Source organism: Mesorhizobium sp. W067 (assembly GCF_054719525.1).
This window is the reverse complement of the sequence record NZ_JBTTII010000001.1, coordinates 2,863,987-2,887,007: the sequence shown is the minus strand read 5'-3', so window position 1 is coordinate 2,887,007 and position 23,021 is coordinate 2,863,987. Positions and strand designations below refer to the sequence as shown.

The 23,021-nt window shown below is 63.8% G+C and carries 20 protein-coding genes; 15 read left to right on the top strand and 5 right to left on the bottom strand.

Going from position 1 to position 23,021, the window contains the following annotated elements:
• Window positions 1–40 precede the first annotated feature (40 nt).
• From ACYG97_RS14140 to ACYG97_RS14130, 3 genes are read left to right on the top strand one after another with little or no spacing between them, the layout of a single operon-like run.
• Window positions 41–1,402: a mandelate racemase/muconate lactonizing enzyme family protein gene (locus ACYG97_RS14140; protein WP_352914021.1), complete on the top strand. Its 1,362-nt coding sequence runs from the start codon at window positions 41–43 to the stop codon at window positions 1,400–1,402.
• Between the two features lie 45 nt (window positions 1,403–1,447).
• Window positions 1,448–1,774 carry an NIPSNAP family protein gene (locus ACYG97_RS14135; RefSeq protein ID WP_023702115.1) on the top strand — a complete coding sequence of 109 codons (327 nt, stop codon included), beginning with the start codon at window positions 1,448–1,450 and terminating at the stop codon, window positions 1,772–1,774.
• A gap of 8 nt (window positions 1,775–1,782) precedes the next feature.
• Window positions 1,783–2,985, top strand: a complete 1,203-nt coding sequence (locus ACYG97_RS14130) for a mandelate racemase/muconate lactonizing enzyme family protein (protein ID WP_023681197.1) — start codon at window positions 1,783–1,785, stop codon at window positions 2,983–2,985.
• A 74-nt stretch (window positions 2,986–3,059) separates the two neighbouring features.
• On the opposite strand, the gene ACYG97_RS14125 is transcribed toward ACYG97_RS14130, so the two are convergent.
• Window positions 3,060–3,698, bottom strand: coding sequence for a MarR family winged helix-turn-helix transcriptional regulator (locus ACYG97_RS14125; protein WP_023733176.1), 639 nt, complete (start codon window positions 3,696–3,698; stop codon window positions 3,060–3,062).
• A gap of 117 nt (window positions 3,699–3,815) precedes the next feature.
• Between ACYG97_RS14125 and ACYG97_RS14120 the strand changes: the two genes are divergently transcribed.
• Both ACYG97_RS14120 and ACYG97_RS14115 read left to right on the top strand, forming a co-directional pair.
• Entirely contained in the window at window positions 3,816–5,345 is a 1,530-nt protein-coding gene (locus ACYG97_RS14120) for an MDR family MFS transporter (protein WP_023668108.1), read from the top strand.
• A 67-nt stretch (window positions 5,346–5,412) separates the two neighbouring features.
• A complete protein-coding gene (locus ACYG97_RS14115) occupies window positions 5,413–6,249 on the top strand; it encodes an amidohydrolase family protein (RefSeq protein ID WP_023668109.1) in 837 nt (278 codons plus the stop codon).
• A 49-nt stretch (window positions 6,250–6,298) separates the two neighbouring features.
• On the opposite strand, the gene ACYG97_RS14110 is transcribed toward ACYG97_RS14115, so the two are convergent.
• Window positions 6,299–7,084: an SDR family NAD(P)-dependent oxidoreductase gene (locus tag ACYG97_RS14110; protein WP_023668110.1), complete on the bottom strand. Its 786-nt coding sequence runs from the start codon at window positions 7,082–7,084 to the stop codon at window positions 6,299–6,301.
• A gap of 83 nt (window positions 7,085–7,167) precedes the next feature.
• Between ACYG97_RS14110 and uxuA the strand changes: the two genes are divergently transcribed.
• The 5 genes from uxuA (at window position 7,168) to ACYG97_RS14085 (ending at window position 14,505) form a co-directional block, all read left to right on the top strand.
• Complete coding sequence (gene uxuA, locus ACYG97_RS14105) at window positions 7,168–8,352, top strand: mannonate dehydratase (protein ID WP_023668111.1); 1,185 nt, start codon at window positions 7,168–7,170, stop codon at window positions 8,350–8,352.
• Window positions 8,353–8,552: 200 nt separating this feature from the next.
• A complete protein-coding gene (locus tag ACYG97_RS14100; protein WP_023668112.1) occupies window positions 8,553–9,842 on the top strand; it encodes a D-arabinono-1,4-lactone oxidase in 1,290 nt (429 codons plus the stop codon).
• Window positions 9,839–11,011 carry an alanine racemase gene (locus ACYG97_RS14095; protein ID WP_031262054.1) on the top strand — a complete coding sequence of 391 codons (1,173 nt, stop codon included), beginning with the start codon at window positions 9,839–9,841 and terminating at the stop codon, window positions 11,009–11,011. Before ACYG97_RS14100 ends, ACYG97_RS14095 begins: the two co-directional genes overlap by 4 nt.
• Before the next feature lie 79 nt (window positions 11,012–11,090).
• Window positions 11,091–12,803: an aldehyde dehydrogenase family protein gene (locus tag ACYG97_RS14090; protein WP_023733173.1), complete on the top strand. Its 1,713-nt coding sequence runs from the start codon at window positions 11,091–11,093 to the stop codon at window positions 12,801–12,803.
• Between the two features lie 49 nt (window positions 12,804–12,852).
• Window positions 12,853–14,505 carry an FAD-binding dehydrogenase gene (locus ACYG97_RS14085; RefSeq protein WP_023733172.1) on the top strand — a complete coding sequence of 551 codons (1,653 nt, stop codon included), beginning with the start codon at window positions 12,853–12,855 and terminating at the stop codon, window positions 14,503–14,505.
• A gap of 237 nt (window positions 14,506–14,742) precedes the next feature.
• Here ACYG97_RS14085 and dgoD read toward each other — a convergent pair whose 3' ends face one another.
• Window positions 14,743–15,891: a galactonate dehydratase gene (gene dgoD, locus ACYG97_RS14080; RefSeq protein WP_023714596.1), complete on the bottom strand. Its 1,149-nt coding sequence runs from the start codon at window positions 15,889–15,891 to the stop codon at window positions 14,743–14,745.
• 7 nt (window positions 15,892–15,898) lie between these two features.
• Window positions 15,899–16,588: a FadR/GntR family transcriptional regulator gene (locus ACYG97_RS14075; protein WP_245259915.1), complete on the bottom strand. Its 690-nt coding sequence runs from the start codon at window positions 16,586–16,588 to the stop codon at window positions 15,899–15,901.
• Window positions 16,589–16,833: 245 nt separating this feature from the next.
• Between ACYG97_RS14075 and ACYG97_RS14070 the strand changes: the two genes are divergently transcribed.
• The 4 genes from ACYG97_RS14070 (at window position 16,834) to ACYG97_RS14055 (ending at window position 21,171) form a co-directional block, all read left to right on the top strand.
• A complete protein-coding gene (locus ACYG97_RS14070; protein WP_023668118.1) occupies window positions 16,834–17,823 on the top strand; it encodes an arabinose ABC transporter substrate-binding protein in 990 nt (329 codons plus the stop codon).
• A 70-nt stretch (window positions 17,824–17,893) separates the two neighbouring features.
• Window positions 17,894–19,405, top strand: a complete 1,512-nt coding sequence (araG, locus tag ACYG97_RS14065) for an L-arabinose ABC transporter ATP-binding protein AraG (protein ID WP_023733171.1) — start codon at window positions 17,894–17,896, stop codon at window positions 19,403–19,405.
• Window positions 19,406–19,416: 11 nt separating this feature from the next.
• Entirely contained in the window at window positions 19,417–20,367 is a 951-nt protein-coding gene (gene araH, locus ACYG97_RS14060) for an L-arabinose ABC transporter permease AraH (protein WP_023687901.1), read from the top strand.
• Window positions 20,368–20,391: 24 nt separating this feature from the next.
• Window positions 20,392–21,171, top strand: a complete 780-nt coding sequence (locus ACYG97_RS14055) for an SDR family oxidoreductase (RefSeq protein WP_023687902.1) — start codon at window positions 20,392–20,394, stop codon at window positions 21,169–21,171.
• Between the two features lie 62 nt (window positions 21,172–21,233).
• Here the strand turns inward: ACYG97_RS14055 and ACYG97_RS14050 are convergent, their stop codons facing one another.
• Window positions 21,234–22,181 (bottom strand): GlxA family transcriptional regulator, encoded by a 948-nt coding sequence (locus ACYG97_RS14050; protein ID WP_023687903.1) that lies wholly within the window; start codon window positions 22,179–22,181, stop codon window positions 21,234–21,236.
• Between the two features lie 88 nt (window positions 22,182–22,269).
• Between ACYG97_RS14050 and ACYG97_RS14045 the strand changes: the two genes are divergently transcribed.
• On the top strand, window positions 22,270–22,977 hold the full coding sequence (locus ACYG97_RS14045; RefSeq protein WP_023733170.1) for a DJ-1/PfpI family protein: 708 nt from the start codon (window positions 22,270–22,272) through the stop codon (window positions 22,975–22,977).
• Window positions 22,978–23,021: the final 44 nt, after the last annotated feature.

Below are 23,021 nucleotides of genomic sequence, written 5' to 3'. Positions count from 1 at the left end.
CGGGGGTGCGGGGCGCCACCAATCAGAACGAGGATAAGCCATGGCAAAGACGGGTAGCGCCGGCGAGGCGCTCAATCGGGTAAATACGAACTCCAGGCCGAGCGACCTGCGCATCACCGACCTGCGCGTCGCCGAGATCGTCGGCGCGCCGTTCACCTCCGCGCTGGTCAAGATCTACACCAACCAGGGCATTGTTGGTCTCGGCGAAGTGCGCGACGGCGCCAGCGCGACCTATGCGCTGATGCTGAAGAGCCGGCTGCTGGGCGAGAACCCCTGCGACGTCGACCGGCTGTTCCGCCGCATCAAACAATTTGGCGGCCATGGGCGGCAAGGTGGCGGTGTCTCGGCGATCGAGATCGCGCTTTGGGACCTCGCCGGCAAGGCGTACGGCGTGCCGATCTACCAGATGCTGGGAGGACGGTTTCGCGACAAGGTGCGTGTCTATTGCGACACCGACGCGGACAAGCCCATCGGCACCGAGACCGGAAAGCGGCTCAAGGCGCGGATGGATCTCGGTTTCACCTTCCTCAAGATGGATCTCGGCCTGGCGCAGATTTCGCACATATCGGGCGCAGTGGTGGCGCCGGCCGGCGTGCTCGACGGTTTCCGCAGCCATGCCGCGCGCGGTCCGGCACGCACGCTGGACGAGCGCCGGGCGCGTAATTATGCCGCCTATGACGCGCAAAACGTGCCGCATCCCTTCACCGGCCTCCACTTCACCGAAAAGGGCATCGACCTGCTCGACCAATATATCCACGAGGTCCGCGAGGTGATCGGCTACGAGGTTCCGCTCGCCATCGACCATGTCGGCCACATCTCGCTGCAGGACGGCATCCGTCTCGCCCGGCGGATCGAGAAATACGCACCGGCCTGGCTCGAAGACGTGATCCCCTGGCAATACACCGAGCAGTATCGGCAGTTGCAGCAGGCGACGTCGGTGCCGATCTGCACGGGTGAGGACATCTACCTCAAGGAAGGCTTCGAGCCGCTGCTCAACGCCGGCATCTCGGTCATCCATCCGGATCTGCTGACCACCGGCGGCATTCTCGAGACCAAGAAGATCGGCGACGCGGCGCAGGAGCATGGCGTTGCCATGGCCATTCACATGGCGGAAAGCCCGATCGCGGCAATGGCCGCCGCGCATGTCGCGGTGGCGACGGAAAACTTCATGGCGCTCGAATATCACAGCGTCGAAGTCGACTGGTGGGACGATATCGTCACCGGCCTGCCCAAGCCGCTGGTCAAGGACGGCTTCATCACCGTACCCGACAAGCCCGGTCTGGGCATCGACGACATCGTCGACGAAGTGATCAGCCAGCACCTGCAGCCCGGCGTCACCGGCATCTGGCGGCCGACCGATCACTGGGACGACGAATACTCCTGGGACCGCACCTGGAGCTGACGCTACACCTCTCCCCGAAGGGAGAAGTAAACAGAAGGATCAACCATGATCTACGAACTTCGCATTTACGACTGCGTGCCGGGCCAGCTGCCGGCGCTGCTCAAGCGTTTCAACGACCATACCTTGGCGCTGTGGGACAAGCACGGCATCCGCCAAGCCGGGTTCTTCACCACGGTGGTCGGCGAAAGCAGCAATCGACTGACCTATTTCATCGCCTGGGAATCCCTTGCCGAGCGCGAAGTGAAATGGAAGGCCTTCACCACCGATCGGGCATGGCTCGAGGCCCGCGACGAGTCTGAGCGCGATGGCCCGATCCTGGCCAATATTTCCAGCCAGTTTCTCGCGCCAACCGCCTTCTCGTCGGTGAAATAGAGGACATCATGAAGATCACCGATCTCAGGTGCGCCGTCATCGGCAGGCACCCCATCGTGCGCATCGTCACCGACGAAGGCCTCCATGGCCTCGGCGAGGTCGAGTACACCAAGCCTTATCTGAAACCCTGGGTGCTGCATTTCCGCGACGCGCTGATCGGCGAGGACCCGACCGATGTCGAACGCGTGATGTTGAAAATCCGCCAGCGCGGCTCGTTCAAGCCCTACGGCGCCGCCGTCAGCGCTATCGAGCATGCTCTCTGGGACATCGCCGGCAAGGCGGCAGGCGTTCCGGTCTACAAGCTGCTCGGCGGCAAGGTGCGCGACAAGGTGCGGGTCTATAACGGTTCCATCCGCAAGAAGCGCTCCGGCGACAAGCCCGAGGATTACGCGGCCGACGTCAAATGGATGATGGAGCGGCCGGAAGGTTTCTTCATGGTCAAGCAAGGCATCAGCTTCCACTCCAACATGAAGACCAGCGTTCCCGACTTCCACTATGGCGTGCGCCAGCCGCCGACCTATCACGGCGCGATGGACCAGGGGCAGATCAGCGAGCGCGGCATGGCGCATATGATCGAATGCGTCATCGCCATGAAGGAGGTGCTCGGCGACAAGGTTTCGCTGGCGCTGGATTGCGGCCCCGGCTGGTTCCTGCCCGACGCCATCCGCTTCGCGCGGGCCGTCGAAAAATACAATCTGATGTGGCTGGAGGACATGCTGACCGGCGACTACGTGCCATGGGTCAACCCGCAAGCCTATCGCGAACTCACGACATCGACGTCCACCCCCATCCACACCGGCGAGCAGATCTACCTGCGGCATAACTTCAAGGAACTGATCGAGACCCAGGCGGTCCGTGTCATCGGTCCGGACCCCGCCGATATCGGCGGCATCGCCGAGCTCAAATGGGTGGCCGAGCACGCCTATATGCACTCGATCATGATGGCGCCGCACGGCACGGCGAACGGTCTGCTCGGCCTCGGCGCGCTGATCAATGTCTGCGCCACGCTGCCGGCCAACTACATCGCCTTCGAATATCCCAGCGCCTCCGACCCGTGGTGGGAGGACATCGTCATCGGCCTGCCCAAGGGGCAGATCGTCAGGGATAGTATGGTCGACCTGCTCGAAGCTCCGGGACTCGGCCTCGACATCGATGCCAAAGCGGCTAAGAAATACCTGGCGGAAGAGGACGCCGGTTTCTTCGGCCGATAACGATCCGAGGCGACCTGAGCGTCAAGGGCTATCGAACGGCTCGCACACATGGGTGAGCGTCCACGCCGTGCCGCCTATTTCGTTTCGGGCAGCATCTCGTCCATCAACTGCTTGACGGCCTTGGCGGATCTTTTCATCCCGGCTTCGTCCATGGCCCAACCGGCGAAGCGTTCCAGCAAGGTGGCGAACCTTACTAGGTCCTGCTCATCCCACTGTGCCAGCGATCTGGCGAAAATCCGCCATTTGGTCTGGCGCACCGCCGCCACGAGGCGCTCACCCTTGGCGGTGAGTTTGAGGCAGATGCGGCGGGCATCGCGTTGCGATGCGACACGGCAGGCATAGCCGCGTTCGACGAGGTCGGCCGCGATGCGGCTGGCGCGCGACGGATCGATCTCGAGGCGCTCGGCGATGACGCCAACCGTCACCTCATCCTGCTGGGTAGCGCTGAAAAACGGATTGTTCGCGATGGCGCTGATCGCATCGAGATGGCTCACTTCCAGCGAAGGGTCTACGCGCGCCAGGATCATGCGGCCGAAGTCGCGGCGCTGGATCGAGCGGCGCACCTTGCTCATTACCGCATCGATGGCGGCCACGGCCTCGGCCGCCGGTTCGGACAGGCCGCTGCCGCGCGCCAGATCGGCGAGATCCCGGTCGCCGCGCGTCTGGAACAGGGCTGGAAATCGGTCCGGACTGCCGGATGCGTTGCTGCTCATCCCATAGCGCGTTAGCAAGAATATATGCTGATGTCAATTATATGCTACGCGCACATATCTGATTGACACCTCTTGGTTGTGGGGACATAAATCGCGCCCCAAGCTACGGAGACACCGATGACTGTCGAGCAGACGCTGCCGGACACAGCGCCCGTGGAGGCCCAAGTCAGGCCCGACCTTACGACCTTGATCGTCTATTTCGGCGCGCTGATCGCCATGTTCATGGCAACCATCGACATGCAGATCGTCGTCACCGCCTTGCCCACCATTGCCGGCGAACTCGGCAATCTGCATTTGTTCGGCTGGGTCGGTGCCGCCTACCTGCTCTCGACCGCCGCGGTCTCGCCATTCTACGGCAAGCTCGGCGACATGTATGGCCGCAAGAATGTCGTGCTGACGGCGATCGGCCTGTTCCTGCTGGGCTCGCTGGTCTGCGGCATGGCATGGTCGATGGAGAGCCTCATCGCCGCGCGCGTGCTGCAAGGCATCGGCGGCGGCGGCCTGATGGTCTCGGCCTTCGCCATGATCGGCGAACTGTTTTCGCCGCGCGACCGCGCGAAATATCAGGGCTACAGTTCGGCGGTGTTCGCGCTGTCATCAGTGCTCGGCCCACTGGCCGGCGGCTACATCACCAGCCTGTTCGGCTGGCGCTGGGTGTTCCTGGTCAATTTGCCGATAGGGATCATCGTGCTGGCGGTGCTGGCCTTCGCCATGCGCAGCCGGTTCAACGAAAAGCGGCACCGCATCGACTATCTCGGCGGCGTGCTGCTCGCCGCCGGCACGACGGCGATCGTTTATTGGGGCTACCACGTGCTCGACCCCAGCGGACCGGACCTCATCACCTTCGCGCTGCCGCTGCTGGCACTAGTCGCCATCACCTTGTTCATCATGGTGGAGCGCCGGGCCGAAGAGCCGATCGTGCCGTTGCGGCTGTTCGGCAATTCGACGGTCAGCATCGTCTCGGGCGTGTCGCTGGTCGCCGGAACGGTGACGCTGGGTATGTTCTTCTATTTCGCCCTCTACATGCAGACGCTGACGGGCCTCAGCCCGGCCGAAGTCGGCTTCCTGTTCCTGCCGGCGTCACTGACATCGATGGTCATCTCGATCGTCGCCGGGCGGGTGATTGCCGCCACCGGACGCTACAAATGGATGCCGGTTGTGGCGATGGGCATTGGCGGGCTCCTGATGCTGGGCTTCGTCCTCACCAGCCAGCACACGCCGATCTGGGTGCTGGCGACGATGATGGCTGTGTTCGGGATCAGCATGGGTCTTCAGTTCCAGGTGCTGATTGTGGCGATCCAGGCGGCGGCACCCCTGCAGGATATCGGCGCGGTGACGTCGCTGATCACCCAGGCGCGGACGCTCGGAGCATCGCTCGGACTGGCGCTGAACGGCGCGGTGATGATCTGGGCGCTGAACCGGCAGACAGCCGAGCTTCCCACTGAGGCCGCCGTATTGTTGCCACAGGGCCTGAATGGATTGACCCCGCACCTCGCATCGAGCCTGCCGGACGCGATCCGTGAGGTGGTGCTCGACCACTACTCCAGTGGCTTCAACGTGATGTTCATCTGGGTGGCGGCGCTCTATTTCGTCGCCATGGGGCTGACGCTGCTGCTCGAGGACAAAGAGATCCCGAAGCGGGCCTGAGCCAAAGTATGTCATGCGCTGGGCTTAGGCATTTGGCGATGATCTGAAATCACCGAGGAGGACAGCCATGATCATCGACACCCATCTACACCTGATCGACCTGTCGGCGCTGCGCTATCCCTGGCTTGGCGGCGTGCCGGCGCTCAACCGCGATTTCCCGCATGCGGAATACGCGATCCAGGCCCGCCGCGCCGGCATCGAGGCCGCGTTGCACATGGAGGTCGATGTCGATCAAGCCGACATCCAGGCCGAGACCAGCCATGTGAAGGCGCAGTCGCTGGAGAAGGGCAGTCTGTTGCGCGGGGCGATCGCCTCCTGCCGCCCGGAGGAGGCCGGTTTCGCCGCCTATCTCGAGCGCCAGCAGGCCGATCCCTTCGTCAAGGGGTTCCGCCGCGTGCTGCACGTCATGCCGGACGAGCTTTCGGACAGCGCGCTGTTTCGCGAAAACATCAAGCGGCTTGCCGGCACAGGCCTGACCTTCGACCTCGTCGTCCTGCCGCATCAAATTCCAAGGGCGGTTGCGCTCGCTGATCTGGCGCCGGATGTGCAGTTCGTGCTCGACCATTGCGGCGTGCCCGACATCAAGGCCAGTGCGGAACATCCGTGGCGCGAGCATTTGACCGAGATCGCGCGGCGTCCCAATGTCATCGGCAAGATCTCCGGCGTCGTCGCCTATGCCGATGCCGGCTCATGGACCGTCGAGACCTTGCGCCCCTATGTCGAGCACACGATCGGCATTTTCGGCTGGGACCGCGTCGTGTGGGGCAGCGACTGGCCGGTGTGCACGCTTGGCGGTGGCCTTGCCACCTGGGTGGCGGCGACACACGCGCTGATCGCGGGCGCCAGCCCTGAGGAGAGGACGAAATTGCTGTCGGGCAATGCCAAGCGGATGTGGAAGCTGTAGCGCGGTCGGACACCGATTGCCTGCAAGCGCGCAGAACGCCATCATAGCGCTACTTCACGCCAATACCTGCCGTCAGGCCGCCATCGATCCTGTAGTCCGCGCCGGTGCAGAAACCGGCCTTCGACGAGCACAGGAAGGCGATGAGTTCCGCCACTTCCTCCGGTTCGCCGATACGGCCGAGCGGATGCGCCGCGCCGAACCGCTTGTAGGCCTCTTCGACATCGGCATCGCTGCCGCCGTCACCGCGCGCAGCCTTCTCCAGGATCGGCGTGCGGATCGAGCCCGGGCTGACCGAATTGACGCGGATGCCTGATGCCGCGTAGTCGAGCGCCAGCGAGCGCGTCAGCGTGTGGATGGCGCCCTTGGTCGTGGCATAGGCGGCGACGTTCTGCTGGCAGGCAAAGCCCTGCACCGAGGCGACGTTGACGATGGCGCCGCCTCCGCGCTTGATCATTTCCGGAATGCCGAAATGCGCGGTCAGGTAGATCGAGCCGACATTGACCGTCATCGTTCGGTTCCAGGTTTCCCAGTCGGTGGTCGTCGCCGTGCCATAGGGATGGACGGCGGCTGAATTGACGATGACATCCAGGCCGCCGAACTTCGCGACGCCAGCCGCGACCGCGTCGCGCACCTGATCGGAAACGGCGACGTCGGTGTCGATGACCAGCGCTGCTGCTCCAGTGCTTTCCAGTTGCGCTTTCAATGACGCGTTGGCGGCGCGGTCGATGCCGCAGGCGATGATTGCGGCGCCACCGGCCGCAAGGCGTGTGGCGGTTGCCAGGCCGATTCCGGTCGTCCCGGTCACCAGGGCGACCTTGCCGTCGAAATCCATCATTTCTAAAAACTCCTCCATTTTCTATCGACTCCCATCGGGGTCCAACAATAAGTTGCCAACCTCTCGCAGAAGGAAAGCCGAAAATGGAACAATGCTGGCGCTGGTATGGGCCCGATGATCCGGTGACGCTCGATCATGTCAAGCAGGCGGGCGCCACCGGCGTGGTCTCGGCGCTCCACCATATCTATGACGGCCGGGCGTGGCCTGAGGCCGAAGTGCTGGAGCGCAAGCGCATTATCCAGGAAGCAGGACTGACCTGGTCGGTCGTCGAGAGCATTCCGGTCCACAATTCCATCAAGATCGGCGCGCAGGAACGCGAGCGCTATGCCGGCTATTACCGCGATTCGATCCGCGCGCTGGCCAAGGCCGGCATCGCCACGATCTGCTACAATTTCATGCCGGTGGTGGACTGGACCCGCACCGATCTTGCCTACCGGCTGCCGACGACAGGCTACGCCCTGCGTTTTGATGCCGTTGATTTCGCCGCCTACGATCTGTTCGTGCTGAAGCGCAAGAACGGAGCTGACAGCTACACGCCGGCGCGTATTGCGCAGGCGGAAGCGCGGCTGAAGGAATTGCCGCCCGAGAAGATCGACCAGATCGAGCGCAATCTGATCGCCGGCCTGCCGGCTACAGAGCGCAAGTATGACCGCGACAGTTTTCGCGAGGCGCTTGCGGACTATGACGGAATCGGGCCGAAGGAGTTGCGCGACAACCTCGCGTGGTTCCTGCGCGAGATCATTCCGGTGGCGGAAGAGGAGGGGGTGCGCATGTGTATCCACCCCGACGATCCGCCGTTTTCGCTCTACGGCCTGCCGCGCGTCGTTTCGACCGCCGAGGATGCGCGTTTCATTCTCAATGCCGTCGACAGCCAGGCCAATGGGCTGACGTTCTGCACCGGGTCCTACGGCACGCGCGCCGACAACGACATCGTCGCCATGGTCAAGGAATTCGCCGACCGCATCCACTTCGCCCATCTGCGCAACATCACCATCGAGGATGACGGCTCGTTCTACGAGGCCGAGCATCTCGAAGGCGGCACCGACATGGCGCATGTCATCCTGGCGCTGATGCAGGAGGAGGCGCGCCGCCGCAAGGAGGGCCGCGCCGACTGGCAAATCCCGATGCGGCCGGACCATGGCCACCTGCTCGCCGACGATATCGGCAAGACAAGGATCAATCCCGGCTACTCGCTGATCGGCCGCCTGAAGGGCTTGGCCGAATTGCGCGGCATCATGCGGGCCGTGGAAACGTTTGGGCTGGCTTGAAGGGGCAACGAACTGCGTTCAATGCCGACGCCGGCTCAGCGTGCGTCGCTGTAGATAATGCGGCCGGCGGACGCAAGACACCTCCGATTGCCAGGTTGACAGAAAGCTGACAATGTATCATATCCGGAAAAGCTGACTATGTATCATATTATCTAGCGCTAGGAGAAAGACCGGCAAAGCCGGCGCCCCAGGGAGGGATCGTGGGAGAGGCTATCAGCCAGTGGAGCAATTGGTCGGGCTATGTCACGGCCACGCCGCAGGCTTTTGCCGAACCGCAGAGTCTCGATGAGCTGAGTGGTGCCATTCGCAACTCGCCGGGACCAGTTCGATTTGTCGGCACGGGCCATTCCTTTACGCCGCTGGTCAAGAATGACGGCACCATCCTGTCGCTCGACCGCTTCGAGGGCCTGAGGTCGCACGATCCCGAAAAACTGACGGCGCGGGTCGGCGCCGGCACGAAGATCGGCGCGCTGGCAAAGCTGTTGCACGGCGTCGGCCAGGCGCTGCCGAACATGGGCGACATCGACAAGCAGGCGTTCGGCGGGGCGCTCGGCACCGCCACGCACGGCTCGGGCATCACACTTGGCGCGTACCACACCCAGCTCGAGGCGATGCAGATCGTCGACGGGCGTGGCGCGCTGAAAGAGTTCGACCGTGCCAAGAGCCCCGACATGATCGAAGCCATGGGCGCTTCGCTCGGCGCTTTCGGCGCCGTCACCGAAGTGACGATCCGCAACGTGGCGAGCTACCGGATGCGGCACCGCCGCTGGACGGCGCCGATCGCCGATGTGCTTGCGCAATTCGAAAGCACCATGACGGCGCATCGTTCGGCCGAGTTCTACTACGTGCCGTTTTCGGGCCAGGCGCTGCTGATTGCCAGCGACATCACCGAGGCGCCGGCGACTGTGCGTCCGCCGACGGAAGACGACGATGCGGTGACGACGCTGAGAAAACTGCGCGACTATCTCAGCTGGCTCCCTTGGCTGCGCCGCCGTCTCATCGGCTCGGCCTTCGCCAAGGTGCCGGCCGAGGATTATATCGAGGAGTGGCTGAAGGTCTTCACCTCCGAGCGCAACGTCAAGTTCAACGAAATGGAATACCACCTGCCGTTCGAGGAAGGGGCGGCCGCACTCAGCGAAATCATTGCGCTGCTCGAGACGCGGTTTCCAGAGGTCTATTTTCCGATGGAGGTGCGCGTCGTCGCGCCCGACAATGTCTGGCTCAGCCCCTTCTACAAGCGCCCGACCTGTTCCATCGCCATCCATCACGGCATCGAGCGCGATCCGATGGCGTTCTTCAACGCCGCCGAGCCGATCTTCAGGAAGCGCGGCGGCCGCCCGCATTGGGGCAAGATGCACAGCCTGACATCAAGGGAATTGAGCGCGCTCTATCCGCGCTGGAACGATGCGATGGCGGTCCGCCGCGAGATGGACCCGGACAACCGCTTCGTGTCGCCCTATATTGCCAGGCTGCTCGGCGTCGCGGCATGAGCCTGACCGACACCTATTTCGCGGAAATGTCGGGCGCGCTCAGGGCAGCCGGGATCTTTCAGCCTTGCCTGGTGCTCGATCTCGACCGGCTCGATCACAACATCGCTGCGATCAAGGCGAAGTTCGCCACGGGCCTCGATCTGCGCCTCGTCGACAAGTCGCTGCCATGCCTGCCGCTGATCGACTATATCCGCGCGGCGTTTGCGACCGACAGGCTGATGACCTTTCATCTGCCGATCAGCGCCGAGATGCTGAAAGTGTTTCCCCAAGTCGATCTCCTGTTGGGCAAGCCGATGCCGGTTGCCGGCGCCAGGCACGCGCTGACGAAGGGCGTTCTCGCCGGGCTCGGCGAAGCTACGTCGCGCATCGTCTGGCTGATCGATACCGAGGAGCGGCTGGCCGCCTATGGCTCGCTTGCCGCCGAGCTCGACCGCGAGCTGCGCGTCTGCTTCGAGGTCGATGTCGGCCTTCATCGCGGCGGTATCAGCGATCCCGACTCACTGGCCCGGGCAGTTTTCGCGTTGGCGAATTACCCGCGGCTGAAATGCGAAGGCGTCATGGCCTACGAGGCGCATATCGGCCATATCCCCAAACTACTGGGAGGACCGGCCAAGGCGCGCGTCAAGGCGATCAGCCTGTTTCGCCAGTATGTCGCTTGCCTTGCCGCCGACCAGCGCAAGATCCTCAATCTTGGCGGCAGCAGCACCGCATTGCTCTATGACAGCTGGGTCGGCGCCAATGAATTGTCCATCGGATCGGCTTTTATGCTGCCGACCGATTTCGATGTGCCGAGCCTCAGCCAATTGCGGCCTGCCGCATTCATCGCGACGCCGATCCTGAAAGTGGTCGATGTCCAGGCGCCGGGCCTCGACCAGCGCTCCTGGCTGCTGCAGAAGCTCGGGCTGTTGCCGCGGCGCGGCTGTTTTCTCTATGGCGGAAAATGGATGGCGAAGCCCGTCCATCCCGTGGGGATGAAGACCGACAAGACGTTCGGCTTTTCGACCAATCAGCAATTCATGGCGCTGCCCGACAACGTCAATGTCGGGCCTGACGACTACGCCTTCCTGCGTCCGACGCAGAGCGAATTCGTGCTACAGCAGTTCGGTTCGATCCAGGTCTATTCCGGCGGGAAATTCGTCGAGCAATGGGCCGCACTGCCGTTTTCGTAGAGCAATTCCAGGAAAAGTGTGAAGCGGTTTTCCCACAGGAATTGCGTCAAACAAAGAGATCGAAGTGGAGGAGGATAGGATGGTTGCCAAGGCAGTCAAAACCCAGCCCGTGCAGCCTGAATGGGCAGCCGAACTCGACCTCGCGCTCACCGATCTCGACGCCAGGAAGGACGACTGGGCGCAGACCTCGAATGGCGAGCGGATCGCCTTGCTGCGGCAGGTCAAGGATCACATCCGCGAGGTCGCCGAGGCGTGGGTCAAAACCGCGACGCGCAAGAAGGGCATCCCGACCGGCTCGCCGCTGGAAGGTGAGGAATGGCTGGCTGGCCCGGCGGCGCTGATGGATGGCTGCAACCAGTTCATCCACACGCTGAGCCTGATGGAGGGCAAGAAGTTCCTTGACAATCTGCCGGTTCGCACCTTGCCCAACGGACAGGTGGCTGTGACGGTGGTTCCGAATTCGCTCTGGGACAAGGTGCTGTTCACCGGGCTGAAGGCCGAGATCTGGATGCAGCCCGGCGTGACCAAGGCGAACCTCGCCGCAAACACCGCCTCGGCCTATGACGCGCCGCGCACCAGCCGCAAGGGCAAGATCGGCCTCGTGCTCGGCGCCGGCAACGTCGCCTCGATCGCGCCGCTCGACTGCCTGCACAAGCTGCTCGTCGAACATCAGGTCGTCCTGCTCAAGATGAACCCGGTCAATGATTACCTCGTTGATTTCCTGCGGCCGGCGCTGCGGCCGCTGATCGAATTCGGCGCGCTGCGCATCGTGCGCGGCGGCACCGATGTCGGTGCGTATCTGTGCAACCACGATCTCGTTGACGACATCCACATCACCGGTGCCGCCGCCTCGCATGACGCGATCGTCTGGGGTCCCGGCGAGGAGGGCCGCAAGAACAAGGCGGCGGGCACGCCGCGCAACAGCCGGCGTATCACCTCTGAGCTTGGTGGCGTGGCGCCGACCATCGTGGTGCCCGGCCCATGGTCGAATGCCGACATCGCCTACCATGCCGAACTGATCGCCACACAGAAGCTCAACAATTCCGGTTTCAACTGTATCGCCTGCCAAATGCTCGTGTTGCCCGAAGGCTGGGACAAATCCGACGCGCTTCTGGCGGCCCTCGAAAAGGTGATGCAGAAAGCCCCGTCGCGCCCGGCCTATTATCCCGGCGCGACCGAGCGCCTCGCCGCCTTCGAGGCGCATGCCGACAGCGTACAGAAATTCGAGCGGCCCGGCGGGCCGGCCTGCGTGGTGGTGCCGTTCCGGCCGGGCACGGATACCTATCTCGAAAATGCCGAGGTGTTCGCGCCGGCGCTCAGCGTCATGCGGCTGCCGGCGGGCAATGCGGAATCCTATCTGCGCGCCGCTGTCGCCTACGCCAATGAAAAGCTGCACGGCACGCTTGCCGCCAACATCCTCATCCATCCCAGGACGATCGCCGAGATCGGCCGGCAGCGCTTCGAGGAAATCATTGCCGAACTGCGCTATGGCGGCATCGGCATCAATTCCTGGAGCGGCGTTCTGTTCGCGCTGCTGCGCCCGACCTGGGGTGCTTTCCCTGGCCACACGCTCGACGATGTGCAGAGCGGCATCGGCGTCGTCCACAACACCTATTTGTTCGACAGACCGGAGCGCAGCGTGCTCGAAGCGCCGTTCCGCATCATGCCGAAGCCGGCCTGGTTCCTGACCCACAAAAGGGCACACATGGTCGGCCGCCTGATCACCGAGTTCAACTACCGGCCGAGCCTCATGAAGCTGCCGCGCATCATCTGGAACGCGCTGCGCAGCTAGCAACGAGCATCCGATCTCAAAAACAAAAGCCGGCACAGGAGCTACGACAATGGCTGACGCGGATGCAATCATCGTTGGCGGCGGGCTGGCCGGCCTGGCCGCAGCCGCGGAACTCGGCGATGCCGGCAAGCGCGTGATCATCGTCGAGCAAGAGGGTGGCGGTTTTCTCGGCGGCCAGGCATTCTGGTCGCTCGGCGGCCTGTTTTTGGTCAACACGCCCGAGCAACGCCGCCTGCGCATCAAGGACAGCCGCGACCTCGCCTGGCAGGATTGGCTGGGCTCTGCCCAGTTCGACCGGCCCGAGGACCATTGGCCAAGGAAAGTGGCGGAAGCCTATGTCGATTTCGCCGCCGGCGAGATGCGGCCGTGGCTCTACGCCATGGGCATGCGCTGGTGGCCGGTGGTCGGCTGGGCCGAGCGCGGCGGCGCGCTGGCCAATGGCCACGGCAATTCAGTGCCGCGCTTCCACCTGACATGGGGCACTGGGCCGGGCGTGGTCGCGCCGTTCGAAAGGCGCGTGCGCGAGCACGTCGCCAAAGGGCTGATCACGCTGAAATTCCGCCATCAGGTCAACCGGCTGGTCAAAACCAATGGTGCGGTCACCGGCGTCATGGGTGAAATGCTGGAGGCGTCCAATGTCGAGCGCGGCAAGCAGTCGAGCCGCACGGCCGTCGGCGATTTCGAGCTTTCGGCCGGTGTCGTGATCGTCACCTCGGGCGGCATCGGCGGCAATCATGAGTTGGTTCGCAAGGTTTGGCCGGTCGGGCGGCTGGGGCCAGCGCCGAAGCGTATGGTTGCCGGCGTGCCGCACCATGTCGACGGCCGCATGGTGGCGATCACCCAGGACGCCGGCGGGGCCGTCATCAACGCCGACCGCATGTGGCACTATGTCGAGGGGATCAAGAACTGGGATCCGATCTGGCCGAACCACGGCATTCGCATCCTGTCGGCGCCGTCGCCGCTATGGTTCGATGCTCTGGGACAACGCATGGAGGCGCCGTTCTTCCCGAGCTTCGATTCGCTCGGCACCTTGAAGCGTATCCTGTCGACGGGACACGATTATTCCTGGTTCGTGCTGAGCAAGACGATCGCTTCGAAGGAGTTCGTGCTGTCGGGTTCGGAGCAAAACCTAGACTTTACGGCCAAGGATTGGCGGGCCGTGCTGAAGAACCGGCGCGGCGGCAAGGCGCCACCATCGGTGGCAGCGTTCCTGGAAAAGGGCGAGGACTTCGTCGTCCGCGACAACCTGGCCGACTTGGTCGCCGGGATGAACGCGCTGTCAGGCGACAATCTGCTCGACTACGACGGGCTCAACGCCCAGATCGTGGCGCGCGATCGAGAGGTCGACCATGCCTATACCAAGGATGCGCAGGTCACAGCCATCCGCGGCGCCCGCAACTACATCGGCGACAAGATCTTCCGGGTGACCAAGCCGCACAAGATACTCGATCCCAGGCACGGGCCGCTGATCGCGGTGCGCCTCAAAATCCTGACGCGCAAAACGCTTGGCGGCCTGCACACCAATCTCAATTCGCAGGTTCTCGATGGCAATGGCGCGCCCATTGCCGGGCTCTATGCGGCAGGCGAGGTGGCCGGCGGCGGTGGCGGCGGCTATCACGGCTACAATGCGCTGGAAGGGACATTTCTCGGCAGCTGCATCTTCTCCGGCAGGAACGCAGGCCGGCACGCCGCGGGCAGGTGACGCGGCTGGCGGGCCAAGAAAAGGTCGATGAGAACAGGACATCAGCCATGTCCCAGGATAGCGACCGCTTTCGATCGCTTGCCGCAACCCAGGCGGTCAGCAGTTGCGGCTTGCCGGCGCCGACGGTTCCCATGCGCTGGTGCTCGGCGCTGCGGCCCATCAGAGGCCTGCGTTACGCTGGCGCCACCGCGAAATCGAACCCGAGGTCCTGAAGGCCTGGCCGCAAGGTCGGCCGGGCTACCACTCGGCGAAGGAGCCGTCCTTGTGACGCCAGACCGGGTTGCGCCAGCGGTGGCCTTCCTTGGCGCGTTCCTTGACGTAGTCCTCGTCGATTTCGACGCCGAGGCCGGGACCATCGGGGATTGCGACATAGCCATCCTCGTAGCGGAAGACGTCCTTGTTGGCGGCATAGTCGAGCAAATCGTTTGCGGCGTTGTAGTGGATGCCGAGGCTCTGTTCCTGGATGAAGCAGTTGTAGCTGACGGCATCGAGCTGCAGGCAGGCGGCGAGCGCGATCGGGCCGAGCGGGCAGTGGGGCGCCACCGCAATGTCATAGGCCTCGGCCATCGCTGCGATCTTGCGGCATTCGGTGATGCCGCCGGCATGCGACAGGTCTGGTTGGATGATGTCGACGGCGCCTTGTTCGAACACCGATTTGAAATCCCAGCGGCTGTAGAGCCTCTCGCCGAGTGCGATCGGCGTCGAGCCCAGCGCTGCGATCTCCTTCAGCGCCTCGCGATTTTCGCTCAGCACCGGCTCCTCGATGAACATCAGCCGGTAGGGTTCCAACTCCTTGACCAGCATGCGCGCCATCGGCCGGTGGACGCGGCCGTGGAAATCGACGGCGATGCCAATGTTGGACCCAACGGCCTCGCGCACCATGGCGACTCGTTCGACAGCCGCATCTATTCTGTCATGGCTGTCGACGATCTGCAGTTCCTCGGTGCCATTCATCTTCAGCGCCTGAAAACCGCGCGCCACCACTTCCCTGGCGCCATCAGCCACTTCCGCCGGCCGGTCGCCGCCGATCCAGGAATAGACCTTGATGCTGTCGCGCAGCTTGCCGCCGAGCAGTTCGTGCACAGGCACGCCGAGCGCCTTGCCCTTGATGTCCCACAGCGCCTGGTCGATGCCGGCAATGGCGCTCATCAGGATCGGCCCGCCGCGGTAGAAGCCGCCGCGATGCATCACCGTCCAATGGTCCTCGATCAGGCGCGGGTCCTTGCCGATCAGATAATCGCCAAGTTCCTTGACCGCTGCCTCGACCGTCAGCGCACGGCCTTCGACCACAGGCTCGCCCCAGCCGGTAACGCCGGCATCAGTCTCGATCTTCAGGAACAGCCAGCGCGGCGGGACGATGTAGGTGGTGAGCGAGATGATTTTCATGCTGGTCTCAGTTGTTCTTGAGTTTCTTGGCGCTGACCAGGTCGCGCGCCGCAAGGTCGAGGATCCGGCCTGCCGCCGCACGCGCCGCCGCGGCATCGCGCATGCGCAGCGCCTCGACCACCTCACGGTGCGCCGCCACCGCTTCCATGCGCCGGGCGAGCGAAATGGTCGCCGTTGCTTCGAGCGAGAATTTCAGCCCGGTGTCGATCAGATTGCCGATCTGGCGGAAGATCGGGTTGTGGCTCGCGGCATAGACGATCTGGTGGAAGGTGATGTCCGAGCGCGAGAAGGCGGCGAGATCCTCGCCGGCATTGGCCATGCCGCGCCAGGCGGCTTCGAGATCGGCGATCTCCTGCAGCGTCGCACGAGTCGCCGCCAGTTCAGCTACCAGAGGTTCGATGGCGCGGCGCGTTTCGAGGATGGCGTCGAACAATTTGTCGTCCAGCGCATGCGGCGCGTGCCAGGCCAGCACCTGCGGGTCGATGATGTTCCAGTTGTCCTGTTCACATACAACCGTGCCGATGCGCGGCCGCGACAGCACCAGCCCCTTGGCGGCCAGCACCTTCAGCGCCTCGCGGATGACGGTGCGGCTGACGCCATATTCGACGCCGAGTTCGTTTTCGGTCGGCAGAGACGAGCCGGCGGGATAGCGTCCGGAAAAGATGTCTGAGGCAAGCGCCTTGGTCACATCGGGCATGACGCGCGGGCGGCGGGTGTCGCCTGATGCCTTCTTCGAAGTTTCGGTCACCTCAGCCCTCCTCCAAGGCGGCGAAACCACTGATCTCGCGTCCCCGGCCTTACCGGATGCGGATGATTTGCGCCAGCGATCCCTGGTCAGAGCATGTAGCTCAATTATCATACCAGATCAATTGACGAGTATGATAAAAAGAATTAGAGACTCTGCATCCGGGCTGAGCGCCCGGCCATCGCTGGGAGGTAATCATGCGACTTCTGAAGACCGCGCTCGTCGCGGGCGCGCTTGCCGTGCTGTCCGTCACGACCATCGCTGCATATGCTCAGGACACCAAGATAGGTTTTATCGTCAAACAGCCCGAGGAGCCGTGGTTCCAGGACGAATGGAAGTTCGCCGACCAGGCCGCCAAGGAGAAGGGTTTTACCCTGGTCAAGATCGGCGCCGAGGACGGTGAGAAGCTGATGTCGGCGATCGACAATCTCGGCGCGCAGGGCGCGCAAGGCTTCATCGTCTGCACACCTGATGTGAAACTCGGCCCCGGCATCGTCGCCAAGGCCGCCGCCAACAATCTCAAGCTGATGACCGTTGACGACCGTCTGGTCGGCGCAGACGGCAAGGCCCTGGAAGACGTGCCGCATATGGGCATTTCGGCGACCAAGATCGGCGAGGCCGTCGGCCAGGCGATCGTCGACGAAATGAAGGCGCGCGGCTGGAAGGCCGACGAGGTTGGCGCCATCCGCGTCTCCTATGATCAGTTGCCGACCGCCGTCGACCGGGTCGAAGGCGCCATCTCGGTGCTCAAGGCCAACGGCTTCAAGGCCGAGAACATCTTCGACGCACCTCAGGCCAAGACCGACACCGAGGCTGCGCTGAATGCGGCGACGGTGGTGCTCAACGCCCATGCCGACATCAAGAAGTGGGTCTCCTTCGGCCTCAACGACGAAGCCGTGCTCGGAGCCGTTCGTGCTTCCGAAAGCGTCGGCATCCCGGCCGAAAACGTGATCGGCGTCGGCATTGGCGGCGCGGATTCGGCGATCAACGAGTTCAAGAAGCCGACCGCCACCGGCTTCGTCGGCACGGTGATCATCTCGCCGAAGCGTCACGGCTACGAGACTGCGCTCAACATGTATGACTGGGTCGCCAACAACAAGGAACCCGAGAAGCTCATCCTGACCGCCGGTGCGCTGGCCAAGCGCGACGACTACCAGACGGTCCGCAAGGGTCTCGGCATCGAATAATCCTCCCTGTACAAACAGGCGGCGGCTCACAGTCGCCGCCTGTTTGGCATGGCAAAAGGATAGGCGCCCCATGTCCTTTCTCGACTTCTCGGAAATCACCAAGACCTATCCGGGCGTCAAGGCGCTGTCGGACGTCTCGTTCGGCGTCGACAAGGGCGCCGTGCACGGCCTGATGGGCGAGAACGGCGCCGGCAAATCCACGCTGATCAAGATCCTGTCCGGCGACCAGCATGCCGATGACGGCGAGATCCTCATCGACGGCAAGATGCAAGCCTATGCAACGACGCGAGATGCCTTCGACAATGGCGTCATCGTCATCCACCAGGAACTGCAGCTGGTTCCCGAGCTCACTGTTGCCGAAAACCTCAGCCTCGGCCGCTTCCCCGCCAACGCCGGCATCATCGCCCGTGCCAGGATGCTGGACGATGTTGGCGCCAAGCTGAAATCAGCCGGCATCGACATCGATATCAGCCGCAAGGTCAAGACGCTGTCGATCGGCGAGCGCCAGATGGTCGAGATCGCCAAGGCGATCATGCTCGACGCGCGCGTCATCGCTCTGGACGAGCCGACCTCGTCATTGTCGTCGCGCGAAAGCGAAATCCTGTTTGCCCTGATCGACCGCCTGCGCGGCGAGGGCAAGGTCATCATCTATGTCTCGCACCGGCTGGACGAAGTGTTCCGCCTCTGCGACAGCCTGACCGTGCTGCGCGACGGCAAGCTCGCGGCGCACCATGCGTCGCTGAAAAACGTCACACGCGACCAGGTCGTCGCCGAAATGGTCGGCCGCGAAATCTCCGATATCTGGGGGTTTCGCCCACGCCCGGCCGGCGATGTCCGGCTGAAGGTCGACGCTGTTCGCGGAGTAAAACTGACGACGCCCGCCAGCTTCGAGGCGAGGGCGGGCGAGATCGTCGGCTTCTTCGGCCTGATCGGCGCGGGGCGCTCGGAACTGATGCGGCTGGTCTTCGGCGCCGACCGGCGCTCAGGCGGCACCATCAGCGTCGACGGCAAGGTCGTTCATGCCACCGATCCCCATGACGCGATCCGCGCCGGCATCGTTTTGTGCTCGGAAGACCGCAAGCATGACGGCATCATCCAGGGCCGCTCGATCGAGGAGAACATCAACATCTCGTCGCGGCGTCATCACACGCGCTTCGGGATCCTGAACCGCGCCAGCGAGATCGCCACCGCCGAGACCTTCATCAAGAAGCTCAAGGTGCGCACGCCGTCGCGCAAGCAGGACATCATCAACCTCTCCGGTGGCAACCAGCAGAAGGTCATTCTCGGCCGCTGGCTGTCGGAGCAGGGCGTGCGCGTGCTTATCGTCGACGAGCCGACACGCGGTATCGATGTTGGCGCCAAAGCGGAAATCTACGAGTTGCTCTACCAGCTTGCCGAAGACGGCATGGCGATCGTCGTCGTCTCGTCCGAACTGCCGGAAGTGATGGGCATTTGCGACCGCATCCTGGTGATGTGCGGCGGGCGCATCAGCGCCGAACTCGCCCGCGACCAGTTCGCCGAAAAAGCGATCCTGGCCGCTGCTCTTCCCGATCAGAAAACCCCCGACGCGATCGCATCCTGAGGATCTTTACCATGACCGATCAGTTGAAGAAGATCCTGCTCGGCGAACAGGGCCTCGTCGTCATCTTCATCGTCGCCTTCGTGCTGGTGTCGCTGCTGGTGCCGAACTTCCTCACCGACCGCAACATGCTCGGCCTGCTGCAGTCGGTGGTCACCGTCGGCATTGTCGCCTGCACGATGATGTTCTGCCTTGCCGCGCGTGACTTCGACCTCTCGGTCGGCTCCATCGTCGCCTTTGCCGGCATGGTCGCGGTAATGGCGTCGAACTATACCGGTTCGATCCTGCTCGGGCTTCTCGCGGCAATCGCCTGCGGCGCCTTCGTCGGCTTCATCAATGGCGTCGTCATCGCCAAATTCCGCATCAACGCGCTGATCACGACGCTTGCCACCATGCAGATCGTGCGCGGCCTTGCGCTGATCGCATCCGATGGCCGCGCCGTCGGCATCAACAGCCCGGATTTCTACCAGCTGGCGCTATCCAAGCTGTTCGGCATTCCGACGCCGGTCTGGGTCCTGGCCGTGCTGTTCTGCATCTTCGGTTTTGTCCTCAATCGTACCGTCTTCGGCAAGAACACGCTGGCCATCGGCGGCAACCCGGAGGCCTCGCGCCTGGCCGGCGTCAATGTCGACTGGACGCGCATCTGGATCTTTGCTCTGCAAGGCGTGGTCTGTGGCATCGCCGGCATCCTTTTGGCCTCGCGCATCACGTCGGGCCAGCCCAATGCGGCGGTCGGGCTTGAACTCTCGGTCATCTCGGCCTGCGTGCTCGGCGGCGTCTCGCTTGCCGGCGGCCGGGCCACCATGTCGGGCGTCATCGTCGGCGTGCTGATCATGGGCATTGCCGAAAACGCCATGAACCTGCTCAACATCCCAGCCTTCTACCAGTACATTGTGCGCGGCGTGATCCTGCTGCTTGCCGTTTTGCTCGACAATCTGCGTTCGTCGGCACTGGGCCGGCGCTGACCATCTTGCAGTGGAGTGACAGCCATGGCTGAGCGCCTGTCCGGCAAACGCATCTTCCTCACCGGCGCCGCGCAAGGCATCGGGCTTGCCATCGCCGGGGCCTGCCTGGCCGAAGGGGCAAAACTGTTCCTGGTCGATCGCGACGGCGCGCTGCTGGACAAAACGGTCGCCGGCCTTGCCGCACCGCAGGGCCATGTCGGACATACCGCAGCCGACATCAGCGACGGGGCCGCGATTGCCGCTGCCGTCAGCCGGGCGACCGACGCGATCGGGCCGATCAACGCGCTGATCAACAATGCGGGGATGAATGTGTTCTCGACGCCGCTCGAGGCGACCGAGGAGGAGTGGAATCGCAATTTCGACGTCAACGTCAAGGGCGCCTGGAATTGCAGCAAGGCGGTGCTGCCAGGAATGATCGCAAATGGCGGTGGCGCGATCCTCAACATCGCCTCGACGCACAGCTTCACCATCATCCCTCATACCTTCCCTTATCCCGTGGCCAAGCACGCGCTGCTTGGGCTGACCAAATCGCTGGCGCTGGAATATGCCGGGCAGGGCGTGCGCGTGAACGCGCTGGCGCCCGGTTATGTCGAGACGCAGAAGGCGACCGACTATTGGAACAGTTTTGCCGATTCGGTTGCGGCGCGCGCCAGGACGCTGGCGCTGCATCCCGGCGGCCGCATCGCCTCGGCGCGCGAGATCGCGCTGGCCGCTGTGTTCATGATTTCTGAGGAGTGCCCGTTCATGAACGCGGCGACCCTCGTCGTCGATGGCGGGCTCAGCCAGCTACAGCATCCCGCCTGAACGCTGGAGAGGCTCTATTTCTACGGCGTCGACCGCCGGCTTAATGGCGCAAGCCCTCGCGATCAGAAACGCTCGCGATAGGCGCGCGGATTGGTGCCCAGCACGCGCAAAAAACCGCGCCGCATGGTTTCTTCCGAGCCGAAACCGCAGCGGCGGGCCGTCTGGTTGACGGGCTGGCCCCGCTCCAGCATCCGTCGCGCCGCCTCGATCCGGATCTCCTCGATCGCGCGGGCGGGTGTCCGGCCCGTGGCCTCGCGATAGCGCCGCGAGAAGCTGCGCGGGCTCATATTGGCGTGGTCGGCCAACTGCGTGAGCGACAGGTCGCCGGCCAGATTTTCGAGGATCCAGCCATGCAGCCGGTCGAAGCGCCCGTCGCCTTGCTGCAGCTTGAGGGTTTGGCTGAACTGCGCCTGGCCACCGGGACGTTTCAGGAAGACCACCAATTCGCGCGCCACGGCAAGCGCCGTGTGCCGGCCAAGGTCGGCCTCGACAAGGGAGAGGGCGAGATCGATCCCCGCCGTTACGCCGGCGGATGTCCAGACATTGCCGTCGCGGATGAAGATCGGATCGGGTTCGAGGCGGACCGCGGGAAAGCGCCGGGCGAACTCCGCGCAGCGTCCCCAATGGGTCACCGCGCGGCGGCCGTCGAGCAGGCCAGCCGTCGCCAGCAGCATGGCGCCGCTGCAGACGGAAGCGCTTCGCGTGGCATCGCGCGAGCGGCTGGCAATCCATTCGACCAGCTGGGCATCGTCGCAGGCCGCGTTGACGCCCCATCCGCCGGGGACAAGCAGCGTGTCGATCTCACCTCCGTGGGTTGGCAGCGCCGTGGCCTCCAGCACCAGACCGGCCGAGGTCCTTATCCGGGGCGAGGCGGCGACGACCACGACCTCGTAGGGGGCCGGCTCGCCCGCCTGCCGCTTGAAGTCGTTGGCGCTGGCAAAGACCTGGAGCGGTCCGCTGACGTCGAGGAGCTGGATGTCGGGATAGGCAAGCACTTCGATACGGCGCATCGGGTTTTGGCCTGAAACGAGGGGTGAATGGCAATCGTGCCAAACCATGATGCCGTAGATTGCCCGAAGTCAACCCACGGAGATTTCCATGCCCCTTCGTTTCGGCATCCTCGTATTCCCCGACGTCCAACAACTCGACCTCACCGGCCCATACGAAGTCCTGGCATCGGCCAAGGATGCCGAGGTGGAACTGATCTGGAAGGATCGCAACCCGGTGACGTCATCGACGCGCCTCTCGCTGACGCCAACCGCGACCTTTGACGACTGCCGGCCCCTCGACGCGCTGTGCATTCCTGGCGGGGGCGGGGTCAACGCGCTGCTGGAGGACCAGACAGTCCTCGATTTCGTGTGGGAGCGCGCGGGGCAGGTGCGCTACATCACCTCCGTTTGCAGCGGTGCCCTGGTGCTTGGGGCGGCCGGACTGCTGAGGGGCAAGCGCGCGACCACGCACTGGTATGCGCATGATTTCCTTGAGGAGTTCGGAGCGATCCCGGTCGACGAGCGTATCGTCGAAGACGGCAAGCTCATCACCGCCGGCGGCGTCACTTCGGGGATCGACTTCGGCCTGGCGCTGGTTGCGAGGCTGCTTGGACAGGAGGAGGCCGAGATCGTGCAGCTCTCGCTCGAATACGCCCCGGCTCCTCCCTTTCGGTCCGGCACGCCCGCCGAGGCGTCGCCTGCGGTGCTGGCGCAGGCAAAAAAGCGCCTCTCTGGTTCGAGGCGGGTTCGCGAGGCAATCTTCGCTCGCTGGCGCGAGGCTCGCGCCGCCGCTGCGCCGGCGCGCATCCACGGCTGAAGCAGCAAGGCCGAAGGTGCATCCCCTGGCCCTTCGGCCTTGCT

Coding starts and splice junctions, on each gene's coding strand:
- ACYG97_RS14140 (WP_352914021.1), top strand. CDS start 41: ATGGCAAAGACGGGTAGCGCCGGCGAGGCGCTCAATCGGGTAAATACG.
- ACYG97_RS14135 (WP_023702115.1), top strand. CDS start 1,448: ATGATCTACGAACTTCGCATTTACGACTGCGTGCCGGGCCAGCTGCCG.
- ACYG97_RS14130 (WP_023681197.1), top strand. CDS start 1,783: ATGAAGATCACCGATCTCAGGTGCGCCGTCATCGGCAGGCACCCCATC.
- ACYG97_RS14125 (WP_023733176.1), bottom strand. CDS start 3,698: ATGAGCAGCAACGCATCCGGCAGTCCGGACCGATTTCCAGCCCTGTTC.
- ACYG97_RS14120 (WP_023668108.1), top strand. CDS start 3,816: ATGACTGTCGAGCAGACGCTGCCGGACACAGCGCCCGTGGAGGCCCAA.
- ACYG97_RS14115 (WP_023668109.1), top strand. CDS start 5,413: ATGATCATCGACACCCATCTACACCTGATCGACCTGTCGGCGCTGCGC.
- ACYG97_RS14110 (WP_023668110.1), bottom strand. CDS start 7,084: ATGATGGATTTCGACGGCAAGGTCGCCCTGGTGACCGGGACGACCGGA.
- uxuA (WP_023668111.1), top strand. CDS start 7,168: ATGGAACAATGCTGGCGCTGGTATGGGCCCGATGATCCGGTGACGCTC.
- ACYG97_RS14095 (WP_031262054.1), top strand. CDS start 9,839: ATGAGCCTGACCGACACCTATTTCGCGGAAATGTCGGGCGCGCTCAGG.
- ACYG97_RS14090 (WP_023733173.1), top strand. CDS start 11,091: ATGGTTGCCAAGGCAGTCAAAACCCAGCCCGTGCAGCCTGAATGGGCA.
- ACYG97_RS14085 (WP_023733172.1), top strand. CDS start 12,853: ATGGCTGACGCGGATGCAATCATCGTTGGCGGCGGGCTGGCCGGCCTG.
- dgoD (WP_023714596.1), bottom strand. CDS start 15,891: ATGAAAATCATCTCGCTCACCACCTACATCGTCCCGCCGCGCTGGCTG.
- ACYG97_RS14075 (WP_245259915.1), bottom strand. CDS start 16,588: ATGCCCGATGTGACCAAGGCGCTTGCCTCAGACATCTTTTCCGGACGC.
- ACYG97_RS14070 (WP_023668118.1), top strand. CDS start 16,834: ATGCGACTTCTGAAGACCGCGCTCGTCGCGGGCGCGCTTGCCGTGCTG.
- araG (WP_023733171.1), top strand. CDS start 17,894: ATGTCCTTTCTCGACTTCTCGGAAATCACCAAGACCTATCCGGGCGTC.
- araH (WP_023687901.1), top strand. CDS start 19,417: ATGACCGATCAGTTGAAGAAGATCCTGCTCGGCGAACAGGGCCTCGTC.
- ACYG97_RS14055 (WP_023687902.1), top strand. CDS start 20,392: ATGGCTGAGCGCCTGTCCGGCAAACGCATCTTCCTCACCGGCGCCGCG.
- ACYG97_RS14050 (WP_023687903.1), bottom strand. CDS start 22,181: ATGCGCCGTATCGAAGTGCTTGCCTATCCCGACATCCAGCTCCTCGAC.
- ACYG97_RS14045 (WP_023733170.1), top strand. CDS start 22,270: ATGCCCCTTCGTTTCGGCATCCTCGTATTCCCCGACGTCCAACAACTC.